Source organism: Prauserella endophytica (assembly GCF_005146945.1).
GTDB classification, from domain to species: Bacteria; Actinomycetota; Actinomycetes; order Mycobacteriales; family Pseudonocardiaceae; genus Prauserella_A; species Prauserella_A endophytica.
This window is the reverse complement of sequence record NZ_SWMS01000005.1, coordinates 125,949-145,077: the sequence shown is the minus strand read 5'-3', so window position 1 is coordinate 145,077 and position 19,129 is coordinate 125,949. Positions and strand designations below refer to the sequence as shown.

18 protein-coding genes and 1 tRNA gene are annotated in these 19,129 nt (G+C 71.0%); 9 read left to right on the top strand and 10 right to left on the bottom strand.

The features are described from left to right. Positions 1 to 112: 112 nt before the first annotated feature. The gene (locus tag FCN18_RS11710) at positions 113 to 1,246 is read right to left on the bottom strand and encodes an acyl-CoA dehydrogenase family protein (RefSeq protein ID WP_137094919.1); all 1,134 of its coding nucleotides are present in this window, start codon (positions 1,244 to 1,246) and stop codon (positions 113 to 115) included. A gap of 197 nt (positions 1,247 to 1,443) precedes the next feature. Here FCN18_RS11710 and FCN18_RS11705 point away from each other — a divergent pair, with 197 nt between their 5' ends. Continuing rightward, positions 1,444 to 2,190, top strand: coding sequence for a PP2C family protein-serine/threonine phosphatase (locus FCN18_RS11705; RefSeq protein WP_112274964.1), 747 nt, complete (start codon positions 1,444 to 1,446; stop codon positions 2,188 to 2,190). Positions 2,191 to 2,216: 26 nt separating this feature from the next. Here FCN18_RS11705 and FCN18_RS11700 read toward each other — a convergent pair whose 3' ends face one another. Continuing rightward, positions 2,217 to 2,804, bottom strand: a complete 588-nt coding sequence (locus FCN18_RS11700) for a DUF4383 domain-containing protein (protein WP_112274962.1) — start codon at positions 2,802 to 2,804, stop codon at positions 2,217 to 2,219. Positions 2,805 to 2,912: 108 nt separating this feature from the next. Here FCN18_RS11700 and FCN18_RS11695 point away from each other — a divergent pair, with 108 nt between their 5' ends. After that, positions 2,913 to 3,437 carry a 2'-5' RNA ligase family protein gene (locus FCN18_RS11695; protein WP_112274960.1) on the top strand — a complete coding sequence of 175 codons (525 nt, stop codon included), beginning with the start codon at positions 2,913 to 2,915 and terminating at the stop codon, positions 3,435 to 3,437. A gap of 99 nt (positions 3,438 to 3,536) precedes the next feature. Here the strand turns inward: FCN18_RS11695 and FCN18_RS11690 are convergent, their stop codons facing one another. The 6 genes from FCN18_RS11690 to FCN18_RS11665 form a co-directional block, all read right to left on the bottom strand. Then, positions 3,537 to 4,643: a sulfite oxidase gene (locus FCN18_RS11690; protein ID WP_137094917.1), complete on the bottom strand. Its 1,107-nt coding sequence runs from the start codon at positions 4,641 to 4,643 to the stop codon at positions 3,537 to 3,539. A 39-nt stretch (positions 4,644 to 4,682) separates the two neighbouring features. Next, positions 4,683 to 5,573 carry a neutral zinc metallopeptidase gene (locus FCN18_RS11685; protein WP_137094915.1) on the bottom strand — a complete coding sequence of 297 codons (891 nt, stop codon included), beginning with the start codon at positions 5,571 to 5,573 and terminating at the stop codon, positions 4,683 to 4,685. A gap of 194 nt (positions 5,574 to 5,767) precedes the next feature. Beyond that, the gene (locus FCN18_RS11680; RefSeq protein WP_112274956.1) at positions 5,768 to 7,153 is read right to left on the bottom strand and encodes an alkaline phosphatase PhoX; all 1,386 of its coding nucleotides are present in this window, start codon (positions 7,151 to 7,153) and stop codon (positions 5,768 to 5,770) included. 106 nt (positions 7,154 to 7,259) lie between these two features. After that, positions 7,260 to 7,331 (bottom strand) — tRNA-Val (locus FCN18_RS11675). 34 nt (positions 7,332 to 7,365) lie between these two features. Then, positions 7,366 to 7,827, bottom strand: a complete 462-nt coding sequence (locus tag FCN18_RS11670) for a peroxiredoxin (protein ID WP_112274954.1) — start codon at positions 7,825 to 7,827, stop codon at positions 7,366 to 7,368. A gap of 102 nt (positions 7,828 to 7,929) precedes the next feature. Then, positions 7,930 to 8,355, bottom strand: a complete 426-nt coding sequence (locus tag FCN18_RS11665) for a DUF3052 domain-containing protein (protein ID WP_110342401.1) — start codon at positions 8,353 to 8,355, stop codon at positions 7,930 to 7,932. Between the two features lie 393 nt (positions 8,356 to 8,748). Here FCN18_RS11665 and aceE point away from each other — a divergent pair, with 393 nt between their 5' ends. From aceE to FCN18_RS11630, 7 genes are all read left to right on the top strand, one after another. Continuing rightward, complete coding sequence (aceE, locus tag FCN18_RS11660) at positions 8,749 to 11,568, top strand: pyruvate dehydrogenase (acetyl-transferring), homodimeric type (RefSeq protein ID WP_112274952.1); 2,820 nt, start codon at positions 8,749 to 8,751, stop codon at positions 11,566 to 11,568. Between the two features lie 82 nt (positions 11,569 to 11,650). Next, entirely contained in the window at positions 11,651 to 12,862 is a 1,212-nt protein-coding gene (locus FCN18_RS11655; protein ID WP_112274951.1) for an alpha-hydroxy acid oxidase, read from the top strand. Positions 12,863 to 13,044: 182 nt separating this feature from the next. Next, positions 13,045 to 14,238: a PucR family transcriptional regulator gene (locus FCN18_RS11650; protein WP_112274949.1), complete on the top strand. Its 1,194-nt coding sequence runs from the start codon at positions 13,045 to 13,047 to the stop codon at positions 14,236 to 14,238. Between the two features lie 141 nt (positions 14,239 to 14,379). Continuing rightward, positions 14,380 to 15,294, top strand: a complete 915-nt coding sequence (locus FCN18_RS11645; RefSeq protein ID WP_323808353.1) for an ACP S-malonyltransferase — start codon at positions 14,380 to 14,382, stop codon at positions 15,292 to 15,294. Next, a complete protein-coding gene (locus FCN18_RS11640; RefSeq protein ID WP_112274945.1) occupies positions 15,291 to 16,277 on the top strand; it encodes a beta-ketoacyl-ACP synthase III in 987 nt (328 codons plus the stop codon). Before FCN18_RS11645 ends, FCN18_RS11640 begins: the two co-directional genes overlap by 4 nt. A gap of 74 nt (positions 16,278 to 16,351) precedes the next feature. After that, a complete protein-coding gene (locus FCN18_RS11635; protein ID WP_110342395.1) occupies positions 16,352 to 16,597 on the top strand; it encodes an acyl carrier protein in 246 nt (81 codons plus the stop codon). Between the two features lie 31 nt (positions 16,598 to 16,628). Further along, positions 16,629 to 17,876 (top strand): beta-ketoacyl-[acyl-carrier-protein] synthase family protein, encoded by a 1,248-nt coding sequence (locus FCN18_RS11630; protein ID WP_137094911.1) that lies wholly within the window; start codon positions 16,629 to 16,631, stop codon positions 17,874 to 17,876. A gap of 94 nt (positions 17,877 to 17,970) precedes the next feature. Here FCN18_RS11630 and FCN18_RS11625 read toward each other — a convergent pair whose 3' ends face one another. Both FCN18_RS11625 and FCN18_RS11620 read right to left on the bottom strand, forming a co-directional pair. Continuing rightward, positions 17,971 to 18,552, bottom strand: a complete 582-nt coding sequence (locus FCN18_RS11625; protein WP_228713886.1) for a hypothetical protein — start codon at positions 18,550 to 18,552, stop codon at positions 17,971 to 17,973. A 22-nt stretch (positions 18,553 to 18,574) separates the two neighbouring features. Then, on the bottom strand, positions 18,575 to 19,066 hold the full coding sequence (locus FCN18_RS11620) for a DUF3145 domain-containing protein (RefSeq protein ID WP_110342392.1): 492 nt from the start codon (positions 19,064 to 19,066) through the stop codon (positions 18,575 to 18,577). Between the last annotated feature and the right edge of the window lie 63 nt (positions 19,067 to 19,129).

Below are 19,129 nucleotides of genomic sequence, written 5' to 3'. Positions count from 1 at the left end.
ACGGGGCAGGCGTGCCGCGCGAGCAGCCGATCGCATGGGTTAAAGGGGGGCGCGACGGAGCCACCTCCACCGCGAAACGACCGTGACCGCACCGCCACGCTCTCGCGAGTGGCTACCCGAGCAGCTGCCTGCCGATGACCAGCTTCTGGATCTCGCTGGTGCCCTCGTAGATGCGCAGGAGCCGGGCGTCTCGGTAGATGCGCTCCACCGGCACACCTCTCATGTAGCCGAGCCCACCGTGCACCTGTACGGCTCTGTCGGCGACCCGGCCGAGCATCTCCGTGCAGAACAGCTTCGCGCTGGACGGGCCGAGCCTGCGGTCCTCGCCGGTGTCGAAGCGCGCGGCGGCTTCGAGCACGAGCGCCCTGCCCGCGGCCAGCTCGGCGTGCGACTCGGCGAGCAGCGCCTGCACGAGCTGGTGCTCTCCGATCGGGGTCCCGCCCTGGCGGGTGGCGCGCGCGTGCTCCACCGCCTCCGCCAGCGCCCGCTCGGCCATGCCGACGCTGACGCCCGCGATGTGCAGCCTGCCCCTGGACAGCGAGGCCATCGCGATCCGGAAACCCTGGCCCTCCTCGCCGATCAGGGCCGAGACCGGCACGCGCACGTCGTCGAGGTGGACCTCCGCCGTCCATGCCCCGGACTGGCCCATCTTCGCGTCGCGCTGCCCGACCGTGAGTCCGGCCAGCCCGGCCGGCACGAGCAGCGCCGAGATGCCCCGCCGCCCCTCCCGCTCAGGTCCGGTTCGGGCGAACACGACGAACGCGTCGGCCAGCGGGGCATTGGTGATGAAGCGCTTGGTGCCCGTGAGCACGTACTGGTCACCGTCGCGCACGGCGACGGTCCGCAGGCCGCTGGGGTCGGAGCCGGCCTCGGACTCGGTGAGCGCGAACGACGCGATCGCCTCCCCCGCCGCCAGCCTCGGCAACCACTCGGCGCGCTGGGCGGGCGTGCCGTGGTTGACGATGGCCTGCCCGGCGATGCCGTTGTTGGTGCCGAAGAGCGACCGGAAGGCGGGCGTGGTGTAGCCGAGCTCGATCGCGAGCCGCACGTCCTCGCTCGTCGTCAGCCCGAGGCCGCCGTACTCCGCGGGCAGCGCCCAGCCGAAGAGGCCGAGCCCGGCCGCCTTCTCCCTGAGGTCGGAGGGGATCTCGTCGCGCTCCTCGATCTCGGTCTCCCTCGGGAGGACCTCCTTGCGCACGAAATCCCTGACCGCACCAAGGATCGCCGCGAAGTCGTCAGTGTCCACGCCGGATCTCCTCGCCCTCCCCGGTGAGCAAGCGCTCAGCAACGTCACCGTAGCGCACACGGCGGCCACGAGGCCGCCCACAAGAGTCACCCCGCCGTCGCCCGACCCGAGCCCGGCGATCCACCACCGCGCCGGGTACCACCGGTTACGACCTATCGGACTTCATCAACTGAGGCGGCCAGTGGTTCACTGCTCGCATGACACGTGACGAGGCGCTCGGGCTCAGCTACGCCGTCGGCTCGGACGTCGGCCAACGGCGCAGCGCGAACGAGGACTCCGCCTACGCGACCCCACGCCTGCTCGCCGTCGCGGACGGGATGGGTGGCCACGCCGCGGGTGAGGTGGCCAGCGCGCTCGCGATCGAGGCGATGGCCGACCTCGACAACCGGCTGGCGGAGGCCGAGCACGAGCCCGCCGACCTCCTGGAGGTGCTGGGCGAGGGGGTCGCCGACGCCTCAGCCCGGCTCAACGAACGCGTGGCGGACGACCCCGAGCTGGAAGGCATGGGCACCACGCTGACCGCGATGCTGTGGGACGGCGACACGTTCGGGCTGGCCCACATCGGCGACTCACGCGGCTACCTGCTCAGGGCAGGCGAGCTGAGCCAGCTGACGCGCGACCACACGATGGTCCAGTCACTCGTCGACGAGGGCAAGATGCCGCCAGAGCTCGCGGCCCGGCACCCCGGCCGCTCGGTGCTGATCAGGGCGCTCATGGCAGGCTCGCCTGCCGAGCCGGACCTCTCCACCCACACCGCGGAGCCCGGTGACCGGTACCTGCTCTGCTCGGACGGGCTCACCGACGTCACGACGCCGGAGGAGATCCACGAGGTGCTGTCGTCGGCCGCCACCCCCGAGGACGCCGTCGGCAGGCTCATCGACATCGCCAACGAGGGCGGCGGCCCCGACAACATCACGTGCGTCGTGGCCTACGTCGACTGCTGATGCTCCCCGGGGGCGGCCGGCTCCCGTCAGGTGTGGGCGCCGCGGCGCCAGGGGCGGCGGCGCGGCCGGTGCCGCGGCTGCGTGGTCGCGGCGGGGTTCTCGCCCATCGCGGTCGACCCACCCTCGGCCGGCCCACCCGCGGGCGAGCCCACGGGCTCCGCGGACGTCACGACCTTCTTGCGGGCGGGCATGATCGCGATCAGCAGACCGACCAGCGCGCTGCCGAGGTGCAGCCAGTTGTCGGCGGTGTTGAGGGCGAGCGGGTTGCCGAGGCCCGACACGGGGTTGCTCGAGAAGACACCCGTGATCGCGAGGCCCCAGACGAACACCACGCCGTAGCCGATGAACAAGAGCCACCCGAACGTGCGCGCCAGCCCCGCGTTGAGCGCCATCAGCAGGCCGAGCACGCCGATGACGACGTGGACCACGTTGTGCAGCGGGTTGATCGAGAACAACCACAGCGTGCTGTGCTCGGCGTGGGTGAACCCGCCGAAGCCGGTGAGCACGAACCCGATGATCCCGATCGCCAGGTACACCAGGCCCACGATCGCGGCCAGCACCTGCGCCGGCTGGACACCGGCTACCCCGACCCGGGCATCCGCGCGAGGATCCATGATCGACTCCCTGATTCCTGTGACGGACGTCACGCTTCGTGGTGGGTACCCGCCAGTACGAACGGCGAAACCGGACAGGGCTCCCCCTTTCGGGCTACCGTCGGGCGCGTGGCTCTGGCGGTGTGCGTGCTGTTCGACGGCCGGTCCGAGCGCGCGCTGCGCAAGCTCTGGCTGCGGATCGAGGAGCTCGGCGTCCCCACCCTCGCCTCGCACACGCACGGCAGCCACCACCCGCACCTTTCCTACGTCGTGCTGCTGGCGTGGGACCTCGGCGCCGTGCGCGCGGCCGTGGAGGCGCTGCCCGATCACGGCCCGTTCGACCTCTCCTTCGACGCGGTCGCGACGTTCCGGCGTGGCCGGGTCTCGCTCGTTCCGGCCGTGCCCGCCGACCTCGTGTCGCGCCAGCAGGCCGTGGTGCAGGCGACGCGGGCCACTGGCGCGCTCGTGCACAAGCACTACGAGACCGGCCGGTGGCTACCGCACTCGTCACTCGCGACACGGGCGCAGACCGAGCGGCTGCCACAGGTCGCCTCGGCGGTCTACGACGTGCTGCCGCTGACGGTGCGCGCCACGCGAGCCGCGCTGATCGACAGCGCCACGGGCGAGCTGTGGCCCTTGCGGAACGTGCCCTGAGCGACAGCACCGGCCCACCCCACCGACCCGCCCACCCGCAGTGAAGGCCACCTTCCCTGCGTTGAACGCAGGGAAGGTGGCCTTCACTGCGGAGGCTGGCTAGGTCAGACAGGTCACCGGCACGCGGTGCACGGCGTTGTTCGCGTAGCCACCGCGGTTCCACGGCTCCCGGTGGGGCTGCGTGTTGCCGTCGGCGTCCGTGGCCCGCACCGCGAGCGTGTACGTGCCCGGCTCCGCGTGCCACGTCGCGGTGAACCGCCGCCACGCCCACCGGTGCCCCGTCGGCGGTTCCAGCTCCGCGGGCGACCACGACGCGCCGCCGTCGGTGCTCACCTCGACGCGCGCCAACGGCGCCAGTCCCGACCACGCGCGGCCCGTCAGCTCCACCGGCCCGGGCCGCACGATCCGGTGCCGGGTCTGGAAATCCGGGAAGCCGGGCGGCACCAGCAGCGACCTCGGCACGATGCGCGTCACCGGCTCGCCGTCCTCGCCGCCGGCGTGCTTGACGCGGTAGGCCACTGTGTTCTGGTAGCCCGTGAACGGTGTCTCGGTGACGTCGATCGAGGTCAGCCACTTCACGTGGGCCATCCCGTACCACCCCGGCACCACGAGCCGCAGCGGGAAACCGTGCTGCGGCGGCAAGGGAAGCCCGTTCATCTCGTAGGCGAGCAGCACGTCCTCGCCGAGCGCGTCCGCGAGCGCGAGTCCGCGCCGGTAGTCCTGCTCGATACCGCGCTCCACCCCGTGGTCGGCGCCGGTGAAGACAACGTCGACGGAGACCTCGCCGAGCCCGGCCTCCGCGAGCACATCGCGCAGTGGTACCCCGGTCCACTCGGCGGTGCCGACGGCTTCGACCAGCCATGGCTGGCTGATCGGCCGTGGCCGCAGCGAAGCGCGGCCGTTGCCCGCGCACTCCATCGTCACCCGCACCGTTCGCGACGGCCGGGCCCGCAGGTCGGCCAGCGACAGAGACAGCGGCGTGCCGGAATGCCCGTTGACGGTCAGCCGCCACGTCCGCGCGTCGATCACCGGGATGTCGAAGTGGATCAGCAGGTAGTGCAGGCCCTGCGGGGTGAGGTCGTGGTGGAGCGCCTCCAGCGGCATCCCGTGGTTGCGCGCGGCGAGCGCGAGCTCGTCCATCGTGATCTGTTCGCCCTCGCCGGCGAGCCTGCCGGGAAGGCTGAGGGCGGAGAGCTGCGTGTCCATGGGGCCAGGATCCTCGGCCGGACCGCCCCGCGCGAGGGTCTAACGCACCTCGGCCGGAGGCGCGTTCCACGTGTCGCACGTGGCGACGGTGCCGCCGTCGAACCCGGCCCGCGCCCAGCGCAGCTGCGTCTCGCTGTCGCCGTGGGTCTCGCTGTCGACCCAGTTCCGGAAGTCCTGGACCGCCGCCTCGGCGTCGGCGGCGCTGATCGAGCCCCGGCCCGCCGCGCTCGCGAGAAACAGCCCGGCGAAGCAGTTCGCCTGCAGCTCGACCCTGCGGTGCAGCTCGTGGTCCTGTGGGCTGCCCGGCGCGTAGGCGTCGAGCTCGCGGTTGGCCATGCCGAGGATGCCGCTCAGCTGCTGAATGTGGTGCCCGTACTCGTGTGCCAGCGTCGCCAGGTGCGCCTCGGTGGTGACGCCGAGCGAGTCGAGCACCCGCCCGTACGGCAGGTAGATCGTCCGGTCGAGGTCGCAGTAGAGGCCGGTGGCCTCGGCGGCGGGCGGCAGCGCGCCGCACCGGGTCACGGGGTCGTCGGCCAGCGACACCGTGACCGGGGAGAACCTCGCGCCGACGCTGTCGAGTACGGGCCGCCACGCGGCGGCGAGACATCGGATCTCGGCGTGGTAGTACGCCCGCAGCCGCGGAAGGTCGCCGCTGAAGACGGGCAGGTCGCAGGCGACCGGCGCGAGCACGGTCCTGGAGGTGAGCAGGGGGTTGTCGCGCACCCCCGGGGCCGCGGCGCCGTCGCGGGGAGCCCGGGGCGCCTGGTCGGCCGCCCGCACCGTGCCGCCGGAGCCACCGTGCAGGCCGGCGATGACGAACACGAGCACCCCGGCGAGCAGCGCGCACACCGCCACCGGCAGGGCCCGGCGCCGCCACCGGGGCGGCCGAGCACTCGGAAGCTCCTCCCCCGGCCCGGGGTGGTCCCACATCGATGCCGGCAGGTCCTCGATGAAGGGCCGCGGTGCGGCGCGATCCTCGGTGGGACGCCCGGAATCGTCACCAGCAACGCCCACGACAGACCTCTGCTCGGTATCCGACAACCTGGAAGGAGAATAATCGCCGGAGAAGGCGACCAAGGTCACGGAACGTTGTCGTAACGTGATCTCGGTCGCCTTCGGCGGCGCTACAGGGAGCCGCGGCGCCAGGGCCCGGTGATCGCGAAGGTGATCCCCGGCGTCTGCGCGTTCACGAAGAGCCAGTTGCCTCGCTTCGGCTCGAACGTCGAGCCGCACCACTCCGAACCCGAGTAGTCGCCGGGCGCCACCTTCTTGCCCGGCACCCCGCCCTCGGGGATCACGACGCGGTTGAGGGCGAACGGGAATATCTCGCCATCGGTGGTGAGACCGTGCAGGTACTCACCCTCGCTGCCGTCCTCGCACAGCACGATCCCGCCGCGCGGGCTGACGCAGATGTTGTCGGGGTTGTTCAGCACCGTCGCGTCGGGCGAGGCGAACAGCACGCGCATCCGCTCGGTCCTCGGGTCGTACTCGAAGACCTGGCCCTGACCCTTCGGCCCGCCGCTGGTGGAGACGATGTAGACGCGGTCGTTGCCCCACCACGCTCCCTCCAGCCTGCGGAACACCGCTGCGCCAAGTGCGGCGCCCTGCTCGGCGGGCCGGGTCTCGCCCGGTGCGTAGTCCGGGTTGGGCACGGTGACCCACGACGTCCGGTACCGCGTGCCCGTGCCGTCGGTGTAGGTCGAGTACGAGCCGCCCTCCGGGGTCTCCACGACGAGCATCTGCAGCGTGCCGCCCGCATCGAGCTTCCCCCGCTTGCGCGGCAGGTACCGGTAGAAGCCCGACGGGGTGGCGTCCTCGGTGAGGTAGACGATGCCGGTGCCGGGGTCGACCGCGACGGCTTCATGGCTGAACCGGCCCATGCCCTTCAGCGGGGACGGGTCGGCCTTGCCGTCGAAGGGCACCTCGAAGACGTAGCCGTGCCGGGTGCCGTCCGGCGCGATCTCCGTGGTCTCCTCGCACGTCAGCCAGGTGCCCCACGGCGTGGGGCCGCCCGCGCAGTTGCGGATCGTGCCGGACAGGCTGGCCCACGACTCCGTGAACTCGCCCTTCTCGGGATCGAACACGAGGTTGGTGGTGCCGCCGGTGGCGGCGGGGTTGTAGGCGGGTTCGGTGAACGCGCCGGTGTAGCCGCCCTGCTCGTGGTTGCGGACCAGCGCGATCTTGCCGTCGCGACGGTGGAACGCCGCCATCCCGTCGTGCATGCCGGGCGTCGGTGTGCCGTCGGACATGGCGTCGCCGGTCCAGCCGTAGCTGAGGTACTCGAAGCCCCTGGGCAGGGCCAGTAGCGGCAGCCCGGTCGTCTGGTCCCTGACCGGGGACAGCGGGCCGTAGTCGGGACTGGAGTTACGCTTGGTGAGCGGAGCCGCACCGGCGGTGCGGGCACTGAGCGCTTCGAGGGGACCGAGTGCGGCGAGCGTGGCGGTCGCGGCCACGCCCGCGCGGAAGAAGCCTCGCCGGTCGAGGCCACCGGTGGGGGCGGTGTCAGTCACGGATTTCCTCCCGTCCTGGGGAACGGGAGGACGCTAACCAGCGAATACGTCACTTCAGCCCGATTCGTGCGGAACGCGTGACGAAGGCTCGGTGAACCTTTGAGGGTGGGCGCAGCAGGGTTCGAACCTGCGACCCCCTGCTTGTAAGGCAGGTGCTCTTCCGCTGAGCTATGCGCCCTGGTGGCGGCACCCTGCGGTGCCGCCGGGGTGGATCAGCCGAGCTCCGCGACGGCCTTCTTCCACGCCTGCTGGTCGCGCGCCTCGCCGGGCTGGTTGACCTCGGCGAAGCGGACGACGCCCTCCTTGTCGATCAGGAAGGTGCCGCGCACGGCCAGGCCGGCCTTGTCGTTGAAGACGCCGTATGCCTTGGCGACCTCACCGTGCGGCCAGAAGTCCGACAGCAGCGGGAACTGGTAGCCCTGCTGCTCGGCCCACGCCTTGAGCGAGAACGGGGTGTCGACCGAGACACCGAGGACCTGGACGCCCTCGTTGTCGTACTCGGCGAACTCGTCCCTGAGCTGGCACAGCTCGCCCTGGCAGATACCGCTGAACGCGAACGGGTAGAAGACAAGCAGCACAGGCTTGTCCCCCCGGAACGACGACAGCGTGACTTCCTGCTTGTTGTAGTCGTTGAGCGTGAAGTCCGGGGCTTGCGAACCGACCTCGACCGCCATACCGAGTATTTCCTCTCCCGTAGGTCGTCCGGCCTATGAAAACCGCGTGTGCCGGACAACCCTATCGCGGGCAACGGGCCGCCACATGGGCCAGTCTCGTGCCTAGCGGCGTGATTTCGACCTCGGCACCAGGCGCGTCGCCGCCCAGGCCTCGCCGAGGCTCAGGTTCGACGTCTGCGACAGCCCCACGGTCGGCACGGCCTCCGCGATCTCGCTCGGTTCCACGTGACCGGGCTGGCCGGTCTTCGGAGTCAGGACCCAGATGACGCCGTTCTCGTCGAGCGGTGCCCTGGCGTCGACGAGCGCGTCGCCGAGGTCACCGTCGCCGTCGCGCCACCACAGCAGCACCACGTCGATGACCTCGTCGGCGTCCTCGTCGAGCAGGTCAGCACCGGTGTGCTCCTCGATGGCCGCCCGGACGTCTTCGTCGACGTCCTCGTCCCAGCCGACCTCCTGGACCACCATGTCCGGCTTGATCCCAAGCCTCTCGGCGACGCTGTGCTGATCAGCGTCTCCCGCGGCGACCACGACCTCACTCCTCCAACTACAACTCGGTGCGGGGCGTCACCCGGATTCGCCGACGACCCGCACGCTTCGTACACGGATGGGCTTAGCGAACACTGGCGCGGCGCACGGCGCAACCGTCCACACCGGATCACAGGCAACTCGTGTCCCGCAGGCTACGGGCAGGACGGCCCGGACGCGAGGTGAAACGGGGTCGTTCGGACCGCCGCGGCGTCCCCCTTCCGAGGGCACTCAACTAGGGTGGGAGAGAAGCTCCACCTGGGGCTTCAGCAGGCCAAACACCGCGCAGAGCGCATGCCGAACGTTACCGCGCAGTAATGGTGACGTAAGCCGCGAATGCGACGACGATGGGCTGGAAGAAGCACACAACGAAGCGACAAACGGCGAGGAGATCCCTTGGCCCCCCAGAACGACAAGGCCGGGCAAGGCGCCACCACCGGCGCACCCGGTCAGGGAGCCCCGGCGCGCGTCCGCGTCATCCGTGACGGACTGGCGGCGCACCTACCGGACATCGACCCCGAGGAGACGGCCGAATGGCTCGACTCCTTCGACGCGGCACTGGCGAGGGGTGGCCAGCAGCGCGCGAGGTACCTGATGTTGCGGGTGCTGGAACGCGCCCGGGAACGCAACGTGGGCGTGCCGCCACTCACCGCGACGGACTACGTCAACACGATTCCCACGGAGAACGAGCCGTGGTTCCCCGGTGACGAGGAGATCGAGCGGCGCTACCGCGCCTACATCCGGTGGAACGCGGCGATCATGGTGCACCGCGCGCAGCGTCCCGGCGTCGGGGTCGGAGGGCACATCTCCACCTACGCCTCGTCGGCCGCGCTGTACGAGGTCGGCTTCAACCACTTCTTCCGCGGCAAGGACCACTCCGGCGGCGGCGACCAGATCTTCATCCAGGGCCACGCCTCCCCCGGCATCTACGCGCGCGCCTTCCTGGAAGGACGGCTCAGCGCTGATCAGCTGGACGGCTTCCGCCAGGAGTACTCGCACGCGGGCGAGGGCGGCGGGCTGCCGTCGTACCCGCACCCGAGGCTCATGCAGGACTTCTGGGAGTTCCCCACGGTCTCCATGGGCATCGGCCCGATGAACGCCGTCTACCAGGCGCGGTTCAACCGGTACCTCCATGCCCGCGGCATCAAGGACACGAGCGACCAGCACGTGTGGGCCTTCCTCGGCGATGGCGAGATGGACGAGCCGGAGTCGCGAGGGCTGATCCACGTCGCCTCCGGCGAGGGCCTGGACAACCTCACGTTCGTCATCAACTGCAACCTGCAGCGGCTCGACGGGCCGGTGCGCGGCAACGGCAAGATCATCCAGGAGCTCGAGGCCTACTTCAGGGGCGCGGGCTGGAACGTGATCAAGGTCATCTGGGGCCGCGAGTGGGACGCGCTGCTGCACGGGGACCGCGACGGCGCGCTGGTCAACCTGATGAACACCACGCCCGACGGCGACTTCCAGACCTACAAGGCCAACGACGGCGCGTACGTCCGCGAGCACTTCTTCGGCCGTGACCCGCGCACGAAGGACCTCGTCAAGGACCTCTCCGACGCGGACATCTGGAACCTCAAGCGCGGCGGCCACGACTACCGCAAGGTGTACGCCGCCTACAAGGCCGCGCTGGAGCACCACGGCCAGCCGACCGTGATCCTTGCCCACACCATCAAGGGCTACGGGCTCGGCCCGGCGTTCGAGGGCCGCAACGCCACGCACCAGATGAAGAAGCTCACGCTGGACGACCTCAAGCTGTTCCGCGACGCCCAGCGCATCCCGGTCAGCGACGAGCAGCTGGAACAGGACCCGAAGCTGCCGCCGTACTACCACCCCGGCAAGGACTCCGAGGAGATCCAGTACATGCTGGGCCGCCGCAAGGCGCTCGGCGGTTACCTGCCGGAGCGGCGCGCGACGAAGGCCAAGCCGCTCGTGCTGCCGGGCGACAAGGTGTACGAGGCCATCCGCAAGGGCTCGGGCAAGCAGGAGGTCGCCACCACGATGGCGTTCGTCCGCCTGGTCCGCGAGCTGGCCAAGGACGCCGAGATCGGCAACCGGATCGTCCCGATCATCCCGGACGAGGCGCGCACGTTCGGCCTCGACTCGATGTTCCCGACGGCCAAGATCTACAACCCGCACGGGCAGACCTACACCTCGGTCGACGCGCAGCTGATGCTGGCCTACAAGGAGTCCGAGCAGGGCCAGCTGCTGCACGAGGGCATCAACGAGGCGGGCTCGACGGCGTCGTTCACGGCGGTCGGCACGTCCTACGCCACGCACGGCGAGCCGATGATCCCGATCTACATCTTCTACTCGATGTTCGGGTTCCAGCGCACCGGCGACGGCCTGTACGCGGCGGCCGACCAGATGGCCCGCGGCTTCGTCCTCGGCGCCACGGCGGGCCGCACGACGCTGACCGGCGAGGGCCTGCAGCACGCGGACGGGCACTCGATCCTGCTGTCGGCCACCAATCCGGCCGCGGTGACGTACGACCCGGCGTGGTCGTTCGAGATCGCGCACATCGTGCGGGACGGCCTGCGCCGCATGTACGGCGAGACCGGGCCCGACGGCAACGGCGAGAACGTCTTCTACTACCTGACCGTCTACAACGAGCCGTACCAGCAGCCTGCCGAGCCGGAGAACCTCGACGTCGACGGCCTGCTCAAGGGTCTCTACCGCTACGCGGAGGCACCCGAGGGAGACGGCCCCGAGGCCCAGATCCTCGTCTCGGGCGTCACGATGCCGGACGCGCTCAAGGCGCAGGAGATGCTCCGGGAGGAGTGGGGCGTCCGTGCCGCGGTGTGGTCGGCGACGTCGTGGACGGAGCTGCGCCGCGAGGCCGTCGAGGTCGACCGGGACAACTTCCTGTACCCCGGCGACACCCCGCGCGTGCCCTACGTCACCTCCGCGCTCAAGGACGCGAACGGGCCCGTCGTGGCCGTGTCGGACTGGATGCGCGCGGTGCCGGACCTCATCCGGCCGTGGGTGCCGACCGACATGCTCACGCTGGGCACCGACGGGTTCGGCTTCTCCGACACCCGTCCCGCCGCGCGGCGGCACTTCCTCGTCGACGCGGAGTCGATCACGGTCGGCGTGCTGACGATGCTCGCCCGCCGTGGCGAGTTCGACCAGGCGAAGGTCGTCGAGGCGACAGAGAAGTACCGGATCCACGACGTCGCCGCGGCGGGCCCGCAGACGTCGGACTCGGGCGTCGCCTGAGTCAGTATCGGCACCTCACGACCCGCCGCCGGCCCCGCCCGGCGGCGGGTCGTCCCGTCAGTGGAACGCAAAGGAGCCCATTGTGACCAGGCGCAGGCTGCCGAGGCCCGCCGAGCTCGCCGAGATCCTGCGGCCGAAGCCGTTCGTGGCCAATCCGACCGACCGGCGGCTCGCCGCCGCCCACACGATCGCCGACCTGCGCACGATCGCGCGCAGGCGCACGCCGAGGGCCGTTTTCGACTACACCGACGGGGCCGCGGAGCTGGAGGACAGCCTGCGCCGCGCTCGGCAGGCGTTCCGGGGCGTCGAGTTCCGTCCGAACGTGCTGCGCGGCGTGTCCGATGTGGACACCAGCGTCGAGGTGCTGGGCGCGCGCTCGGCGCTGCCGTTCGCATTCGCCCCCACCGGGTTCACGCGGATGATGCACCACGAGGGCGAGTCCGCGGTCGCGCGCGTCGCCCAGCGCAACGGTGTTCCGTACGCGCTGTCGACCATGGGCACGACCTCGATCGAGGACGTCGCCGCCGTGGCGCCCGAGGCCCGGAAATGGTTCCAGCTCTACGTGTGGCGCGATCACGGCGCCGGCGCCGAGCTCATGCGCAGGGCGTGGGACGCGGGCTACGACACGCTGATGCTCACCGTCGACACCCCGGTCGGCGGAGCCCGCCTGCGAGACATGCGAAACGGGCTCACGATCCCGCCCGCGCTGACACTGCGGACCTTCGTCGACGGCGCGATGCACCCGGCGTGGTGGTTCAACCTGCTCACCACCGAGCCGCTGCTGTTCGCCTCGCTGACGAGCTGGGGTGGCACCGCCGCCGAGCTCATCGACGAGATGTTCGACCCCACGCTCGGCTACGACGATCTCGTGTGGGTGCGGGAAAGCTGGCCCGGCAAGCTCGTGGTGAAGGGCATACAGAATCCAGCCGACGCGAAGGACGTGGTGAAGGCGGGCGCGGAGGCCGTGGTGCTCTCCAACCACGGCGGGCGCCAGCTCGACCGCGCGCCGACACCACTGGAGCTGCTACCCCCGGCACTGGACGCCGTGGGCGGAGACGCCGAGGTGTGGATCGACACGGGCATCCTCTCCGGCGGGGACATCGTCGCCGCGCTCGCGATGGGAGCCGATCTCTGCCTCGTCGGCAGGGCCTACCTGTACGGCCTCATGGCCGGCGGCGAGCGCGGCGTGCAGCGGGCCGTGGACATCCTGCGCGGCGAGATCGTGCGCACCATGCAGTTGCTGGGCGTGCGCACCGTCGGGGCGCTGAACACCGGCCATGCCGTACTCCGCTGACCCGGGGAAAGGGGACCACGAAAGGGTGAGAACCCTTCCGTCCGGTGATCCACAAGGTCCATAGTGGAATCACCGGTGGGGACCGGGGAGACGAGACCGCCCGACGCAGCGAGAACCGCAGCGCGTCGGGCGGTCTCGTAATTTAGGGCCTGGCCTGCCAGAGACGTAGTATCGCAGGCACGATGTCACCCCCCAAGCGGCAGCGCCTGTCCGCCAAGACCCTGCGCGAACTCGAACGAGCCTCCGGCCGCCTTGCGAAGGCAAGCGTCGCGGCCATGGAGGAACGTCTGCCGTGGTTCGGCCGGATGCCCGCGGACCAGCGAGCCAGTGTCCTGTTGATCACCCAGACCGGCGCGGCCGGGTTCGTCAGGTGGCTGCGCGACTCCAAGGAGGCGCTCAAGCTCACCACCGAGGCGTTCCGCGCCGCGCCCCGCGAGCTGTCGCGCTGGATCAGCCTGCGCCAGACCGTGGGCCTCGTGCGGCTGGCCATCGAGGTCTTCGAGGAGCAGCTGCCCGAGTTCGCCGCCAGCGAGGAGGAGCGGGCCGCGCTCATCGAGGGCATCCTGCGCTACGGCCGCGAGGTCGCCTTCGCCGCGGCCAACTCCTACGCCGCGGCCGCCGAGGCACGGGGCGCGTGGGACGCCCGCCTGGAGGCGCTCGTGGTGGACGGCATCGTGCGTGGCGACGCCGAGGAGTCGGTGTTGTCCAGGGCCGCGGCGCTGGGCTGGGACCCGGCGGCCGCCGCCACCGTGCTCGTGGGCAACCCGCCGTCGGACGACCCGCCGACCGTCGTGTTCGAGGTCCGCAGCCGGGCCGCGCGGGCGGGCCGTCCGGTGCTGCTCGGCGTGCAGGGCTCCCGGCTCGTCGTGGTGGTGGCCGGGCCGACCGACGGCGGCCCGAAGGACCGCCCGATCCTGCCGACGCTGTCGACGGCGTTCGCCGAGGGACCCGTGGTCGCGGGCCCCACGGTGGACAGCCTCGCCGAGGCGCATCACAGCGCCGTGGAGGCCCTGTCCGGGTTGCGCGCGGTGGTCGGCTGGCCCTCGGCGCCGAGGCCGACCCGCTCGGTCGACCTGCTGCCCGAGCGCGCGCTCGCGGGCGACGCCGAGGCCGAACGCCAGCTGATCGAGAGCATCGCGCGGCCGCTGGAGGACGCGGGCCCCGCGCTGCTGGAGACCATCGAGACCTACCTCGAGAGCGGCGGTGTGCTGGAGACGTGCGCGCGGCAGCTCTTCGTCCACCCGAACACGGTGCGCTACCGGCTGCGCAAGGCCGCCGAGCTCACCGGCCGCAACGCGGGCGACCCGCGGGACGCGCTCGTGCTTCGCACCGCGCTCACGGTCGGCAGGCTCGCCAGGTCGCGCGGCCTTTGGTGACGTCAGTCACAAATGAACTGCTCGAACCCGACAATAGGGCCACGTCGGCGAGGGGTCACGTCACCTGGCGTTTGTAGGCTCCCCACAACGTCACGCGACGGACTTCGTGACCCGTCGGCATCCCCCGCGACCGGGCCGGACGTGTTCCCTGAAGGGGTGATGGCACTTCTCTGCCCCGGACAGGGGTCGCAGGCTCCCGGAATGCTCACCCCCTGGCTCGAGCTCGACGGCGCCCGCGAGCGGGTACAGCAGTGGTCCGATCGCGCCGGCCTCGACCTGCTGCGCCTCGGCACCGAGGGCGACGCCGAGGAGATCCAGGACACCGCCATCACGCAGCCGCTGATCGTGGCGCTGTCCCTGCTGGCCGCCGAGCACCTGCCCGAGAGCGTGCCCTCGGACGCCCCCGTCGCCGGGCACTCGGTCGGTGAGCTCGCCGCCGCCGCCATCGCCGGGGTGTTCTCGCCCGACGACGCCGTCGCGCTGGCCGCCGTCCGCGGCGCCGAGATGGCCAAGGCGTGCGCGATCGAGCCCACCAGCATGGCCGCGGTGATGCTCGGAGAGCCCGAGCGGGTGGTCGCGTGGCTGCACGAGAACGGGCTGGAGGCCGCCAACCAGAACGGCGCCGGCCAGATCGTCGCCTCCGGATCGGCAGCGCAGATCGAGAAGATCGTCGCCGAGCCGCTGGAGGGCACCAAGGTGCGTCCCCTGAAGGTGGCGGGCGCATTCCACACCAAGTACATGGCCCCCGCCGAGGAGGCGCTGCGGGCCCTCGCCGCGGAGATCACCCCCTCCGACCCGGTGCGCCCGCTGCTGTCGAACGCCGACGGCTCCGTGGTGACCAGCGGCGGCGAGTACCTCGAGCGACTGGTGAAGCAGGTGACCCGGCCGGTGCGCTGGGACCTGACGATGCGTGAGCTCGCCGCTCTCGGTGTCACGAGCACCGTGGAGCTGCCGCCCGCCGGCACCCTGACCGGCCTGGTGAAGCGCGAGGTCAAGGGCACCGTCACCACGCTCGTCGCGCTCAAGACCCCCGCGAACCTGGAGGATGTCCGATGACGGGTGGCCGACCGGCCATGAAGCTCCGGCAGGGGCCTGCGGCGACGCGCATTCTCGGCGTGGGCAGCACGCAGCCGGACAAGATCGTCACCAACGACGACCTCTCGCAGGTCATGGAAACCAACGACCAGTGGATCCGTGAGCGCGTCGGCATCGTCGAGCGCCGGTTCGCCGAGAAGGACGAGCTGCTGGTCGACATGGCCGTCGCCGCAGGAGCGAAGGCGCTCGCCGACGCGGGCACCGATCCGTCCGAAGTAGACACCGTGATCGTGCCCAACTGCACGATGCCCTCGCCCATTCCGAACGCCGCGGGTCAGGTGGCCGAGCGCATCGGGATCAAGGCGGCCGGCGCGTTCGACCTCAACGCCGCGTGCGCGGGCTTCTGCTACGGCCTCGGCGTGGCCTCCGATCTCATCCGCTCCGGTTCTGCGGGCAAGGTGCTGGTGATCGGCGCCGAGAAGCTCACCGACGTGGTGGACCCGCAGGACCGCTCCACGGCCATCATCTTCGCCGACGGCGCCGGTGCCGCGCTGGTCGGTCCCTCCGACGAACCGGGCATCGGCCCGGTGGCGTGGGGCAGCGCGGGCGACCTCGTCGACATGATCTACATGCGGGAGCACCGCTACCTCTACCAGGAGGGTCAGGCGGTCTTCCGCTGGGCCACCACGCAGATCGCGCCGATCGCGATGCGCGCCGTTGAGCTCGCGGGGCTGGAACTGTCCGATGTGGACGTGCTCATCCCGCACCAGGCGAACCTGCGGATCGTCGAGGCGATCGCCAAGCGGCTGCGGGCGAAGGGCGCCAGGGAGGACCTGGTGGTCGCCGACGACATCCGCTACTCCGGCAACACCTCGTCGGCCTCGATCCCGCTCGCCCTGGACCACATGCGCGCGGCGGGCACCGTGAAGACCGGCGACGTGGTGCTGCTGGTCGGCTTCGGCGCCGGCCTCTCCTACGCGGGCCAGGTCATCATCTGCCCGTGATACTCCCGGCCCGCGGCGGACGCGTTAAGGTCCGTCGCAAGCGCAAGCGCTTCGATTAGGAAGGAAACCGCCAAGTGGCAGACAAAGAAGAGATCCTGTCCGGCCTCGCCGAGATCGTCGAGGAGGTCGCCGGTGTGGCACAGGACGACGTGAGCACGGAGAAGTCGTTCGTGGACGACCTCGACATCGACTCGCTGTCCATGGTGGAGATCGCCGTGCAGGCCGAGGACAAGTTCGGGGTCAAGATCCCGGACGACGAGCTCGCGAACCTCAAGACCGTCGGGGACGCCGTCGACTACGTCGCGGCGAACTCCAAGTAACAACTCGGTTGGCTACCTCGGGGAGACTGCAATGAGCAACATCGACGTGGTGATCACCGGACTCGGCGCCACCACGCCGCTCGGCGGGGACGTCACGTCCACCTGGGACGGCCTCATCGCGGGCCGCAGTGGCGTCCGCACCATCGAGGCGGACTGGGTCGAACGCTTCGACCTCCCGGTGAAGATCGGCGCGAGTCTCGCCGAGGAGCCGACGGAAACCATCCCGCGCGTTCAGGCTCGCAGGCTGGACCGGTGCGAGCAGGTCGCGCTCATCGCGGCACGGCAGGCCTGGGCGGACGCCGGGTTCGCCGAGCAGACCGACGAGCACACGGACGTGGAGCCGGAGCGGCTCGGCGTGTCCATCGGCTCCGGCATCGGCGGCCCGGTCACGCTGCTCGACCAGGACGACCTGCTCGAGGAGCACGGCATCCGCAAGGTGTCGCCGCTGACCGTGCCGATGCTGATGCCCAACGGGCCTGCCGCGCACGTCGGGATCGACCTCAAGGCCCGCGCTGGAGTGCACTCGCCCGCCTCGGCGTGTGCTTCCGGTGCGGAAGGCATCGCGACCGGGTTCCAGATGATCCAGTCCGGCCGGGCCGACGTCGTGGTCGCGGGCGGTGCGGAAGCCTGCATCGCCCCGATCACCATCGCCGGCTTCGCGCAGGCGCGGACCGTCTCGACACGCAACGACGACCCCGCGCACGCGTCGCGCCCGTTCGACACGGGCCGGGACGGCTTCGTGCTCGGCGAGGGTGCCGGTGCGGTCGTGCTGGAGCGCGCCGACCGGGCCGCGGCCCGCGGCGCGCGGGTGTACGCGCGGCTGAGCGGCTTCGGCATCACCTCGGACGCCCACCACATCACGGGCAACCACCCGGACGGCATCGGCCAGATCGCGGCGATGCACCACGCGATCCGGATGGCGGGACTGACGGCGAGCGATGTCGGGCACGTCAACGCGCACGCGACCTCCACGGTCGTCGGCGACGTGGGAGAGGCGGCGGCCATCCGCAAGGCCATCGGCGAACACGCGGTGGTCACCGCGCCGAAGAGCGCGCTCGGCCACCTGGTGGGCGGCGCGGGCGCGGTGGAGGGCATCATCGCGATCCTGTCGATCTACCACGGGCTCGTGCCGGCCACGCTGAACCTGGAGAACCTGGACCCGAAGGTCGACCTCGACGTCGTCTCCGGCGAGGCCCGCAAGGTGGAGCTGACCGCCGCGATCAGCAACTCCTTCGGCTTCGGCGGCCACAACACTGCCCTGCTGTTCACAGCCGCCTGAGTCCCCACGACTGCAGGCCCTCCTGACTGCCCCCAAGGCCACCTTTGTTGCGTTGAACGCAACAAAGGTGGCCTTGGGGGGCTTTGGGGCGCCCTCAGCAGGCGGCGCGTTCGGGGATCGTGCCGGCCGGGACGGTGTCCAGCTTCCACTCGCCGTCCTCGTGCGCCAGCGGGAAGGCGAGGCGCCACCGGATGCACGGCTCGGGCAGGTCCGGCGGGGCGTCGGTCACGTCCTGTGTGCTCGTGAAGCCCACCAGGACCGTGAGCCGCTGCTCCGGCGCCACCTCGATCCGGTGCACACGGATGCTGCCGTCCTTGGTGCTGCGGTAGTTCGCCAGCCATTCCCGGCGCGGCTGCGCCTGCACCCGTTCGGCGACCACGGTGGTGGACCAGAGGTCGTAGTCGCCCCCGTTGATGGCGTCGAAGTGGGCCTGCAGCAGCTGACGCACGGGCTCCGCCTCGGGGTGCGCCGCGGCGTCCGCGGTGAGTTGCACAGTCCCTGGCCCGGGCTGCTGCTCGGGAGCGAGCGATGGCGTGGTCGGCTGGCTCGCCGCCACGTCCTCGTCGTCGGGAGGCTGGTAGATCTCACGCGCCAGCAGACCGCCACCGACCGTCAGCGACACCACCACGATGAGCACTGGCACGAGCCAGCGCGGGCGAGGCGGACCTGGGGGCACGCCGCAAGGGTAACCAGGTGGTTCAGCCCACCTGGTGCAACCAGGTGACGGGCGCGCCGTCGCCCGCGTGGCGGAACGGCTCGAGTGCCTCGTCCCAGCTCGCGCCCAGCAACTCGTCGAGCTTGTGCGCGAGCTGCTCGCCGGCCCTGCTGCGCGACACGAGGCTCCGCAGCTGGTCCTCGCCCACCACGATGTCGCCGTTCGCGCTAGTGCGCGCGTGCCAGAGGCCGAGGCCGGGCGCGTAACAGATGCGCTGCCCGTCAACGCCGGGGCTGGGCTCCTCGGTGACCTCGAACCGGATCATGGGCCACGCCTTGAGTGCCCCGGCGAGTTTGCCTGCCATGCCTGCGGGCGCGCGCCAGTCACACTCGGCGCGGAGCTGTCCCGGGGCGGCAGGCTGCGCCGTCCACTGCAACTCCACGCGGACACCCAGAGTGCCCGAGATCGCCCACTCGACGTGCGGACAAACCGCAGACGGCGACGAGTGGACGTACACCACGCCACGAGTGCTCACTGCTGACCTCCGCTGCTCGACGAGGGGCGTCTTCCCCTACGACCTCGCGAACCACGAAGATCC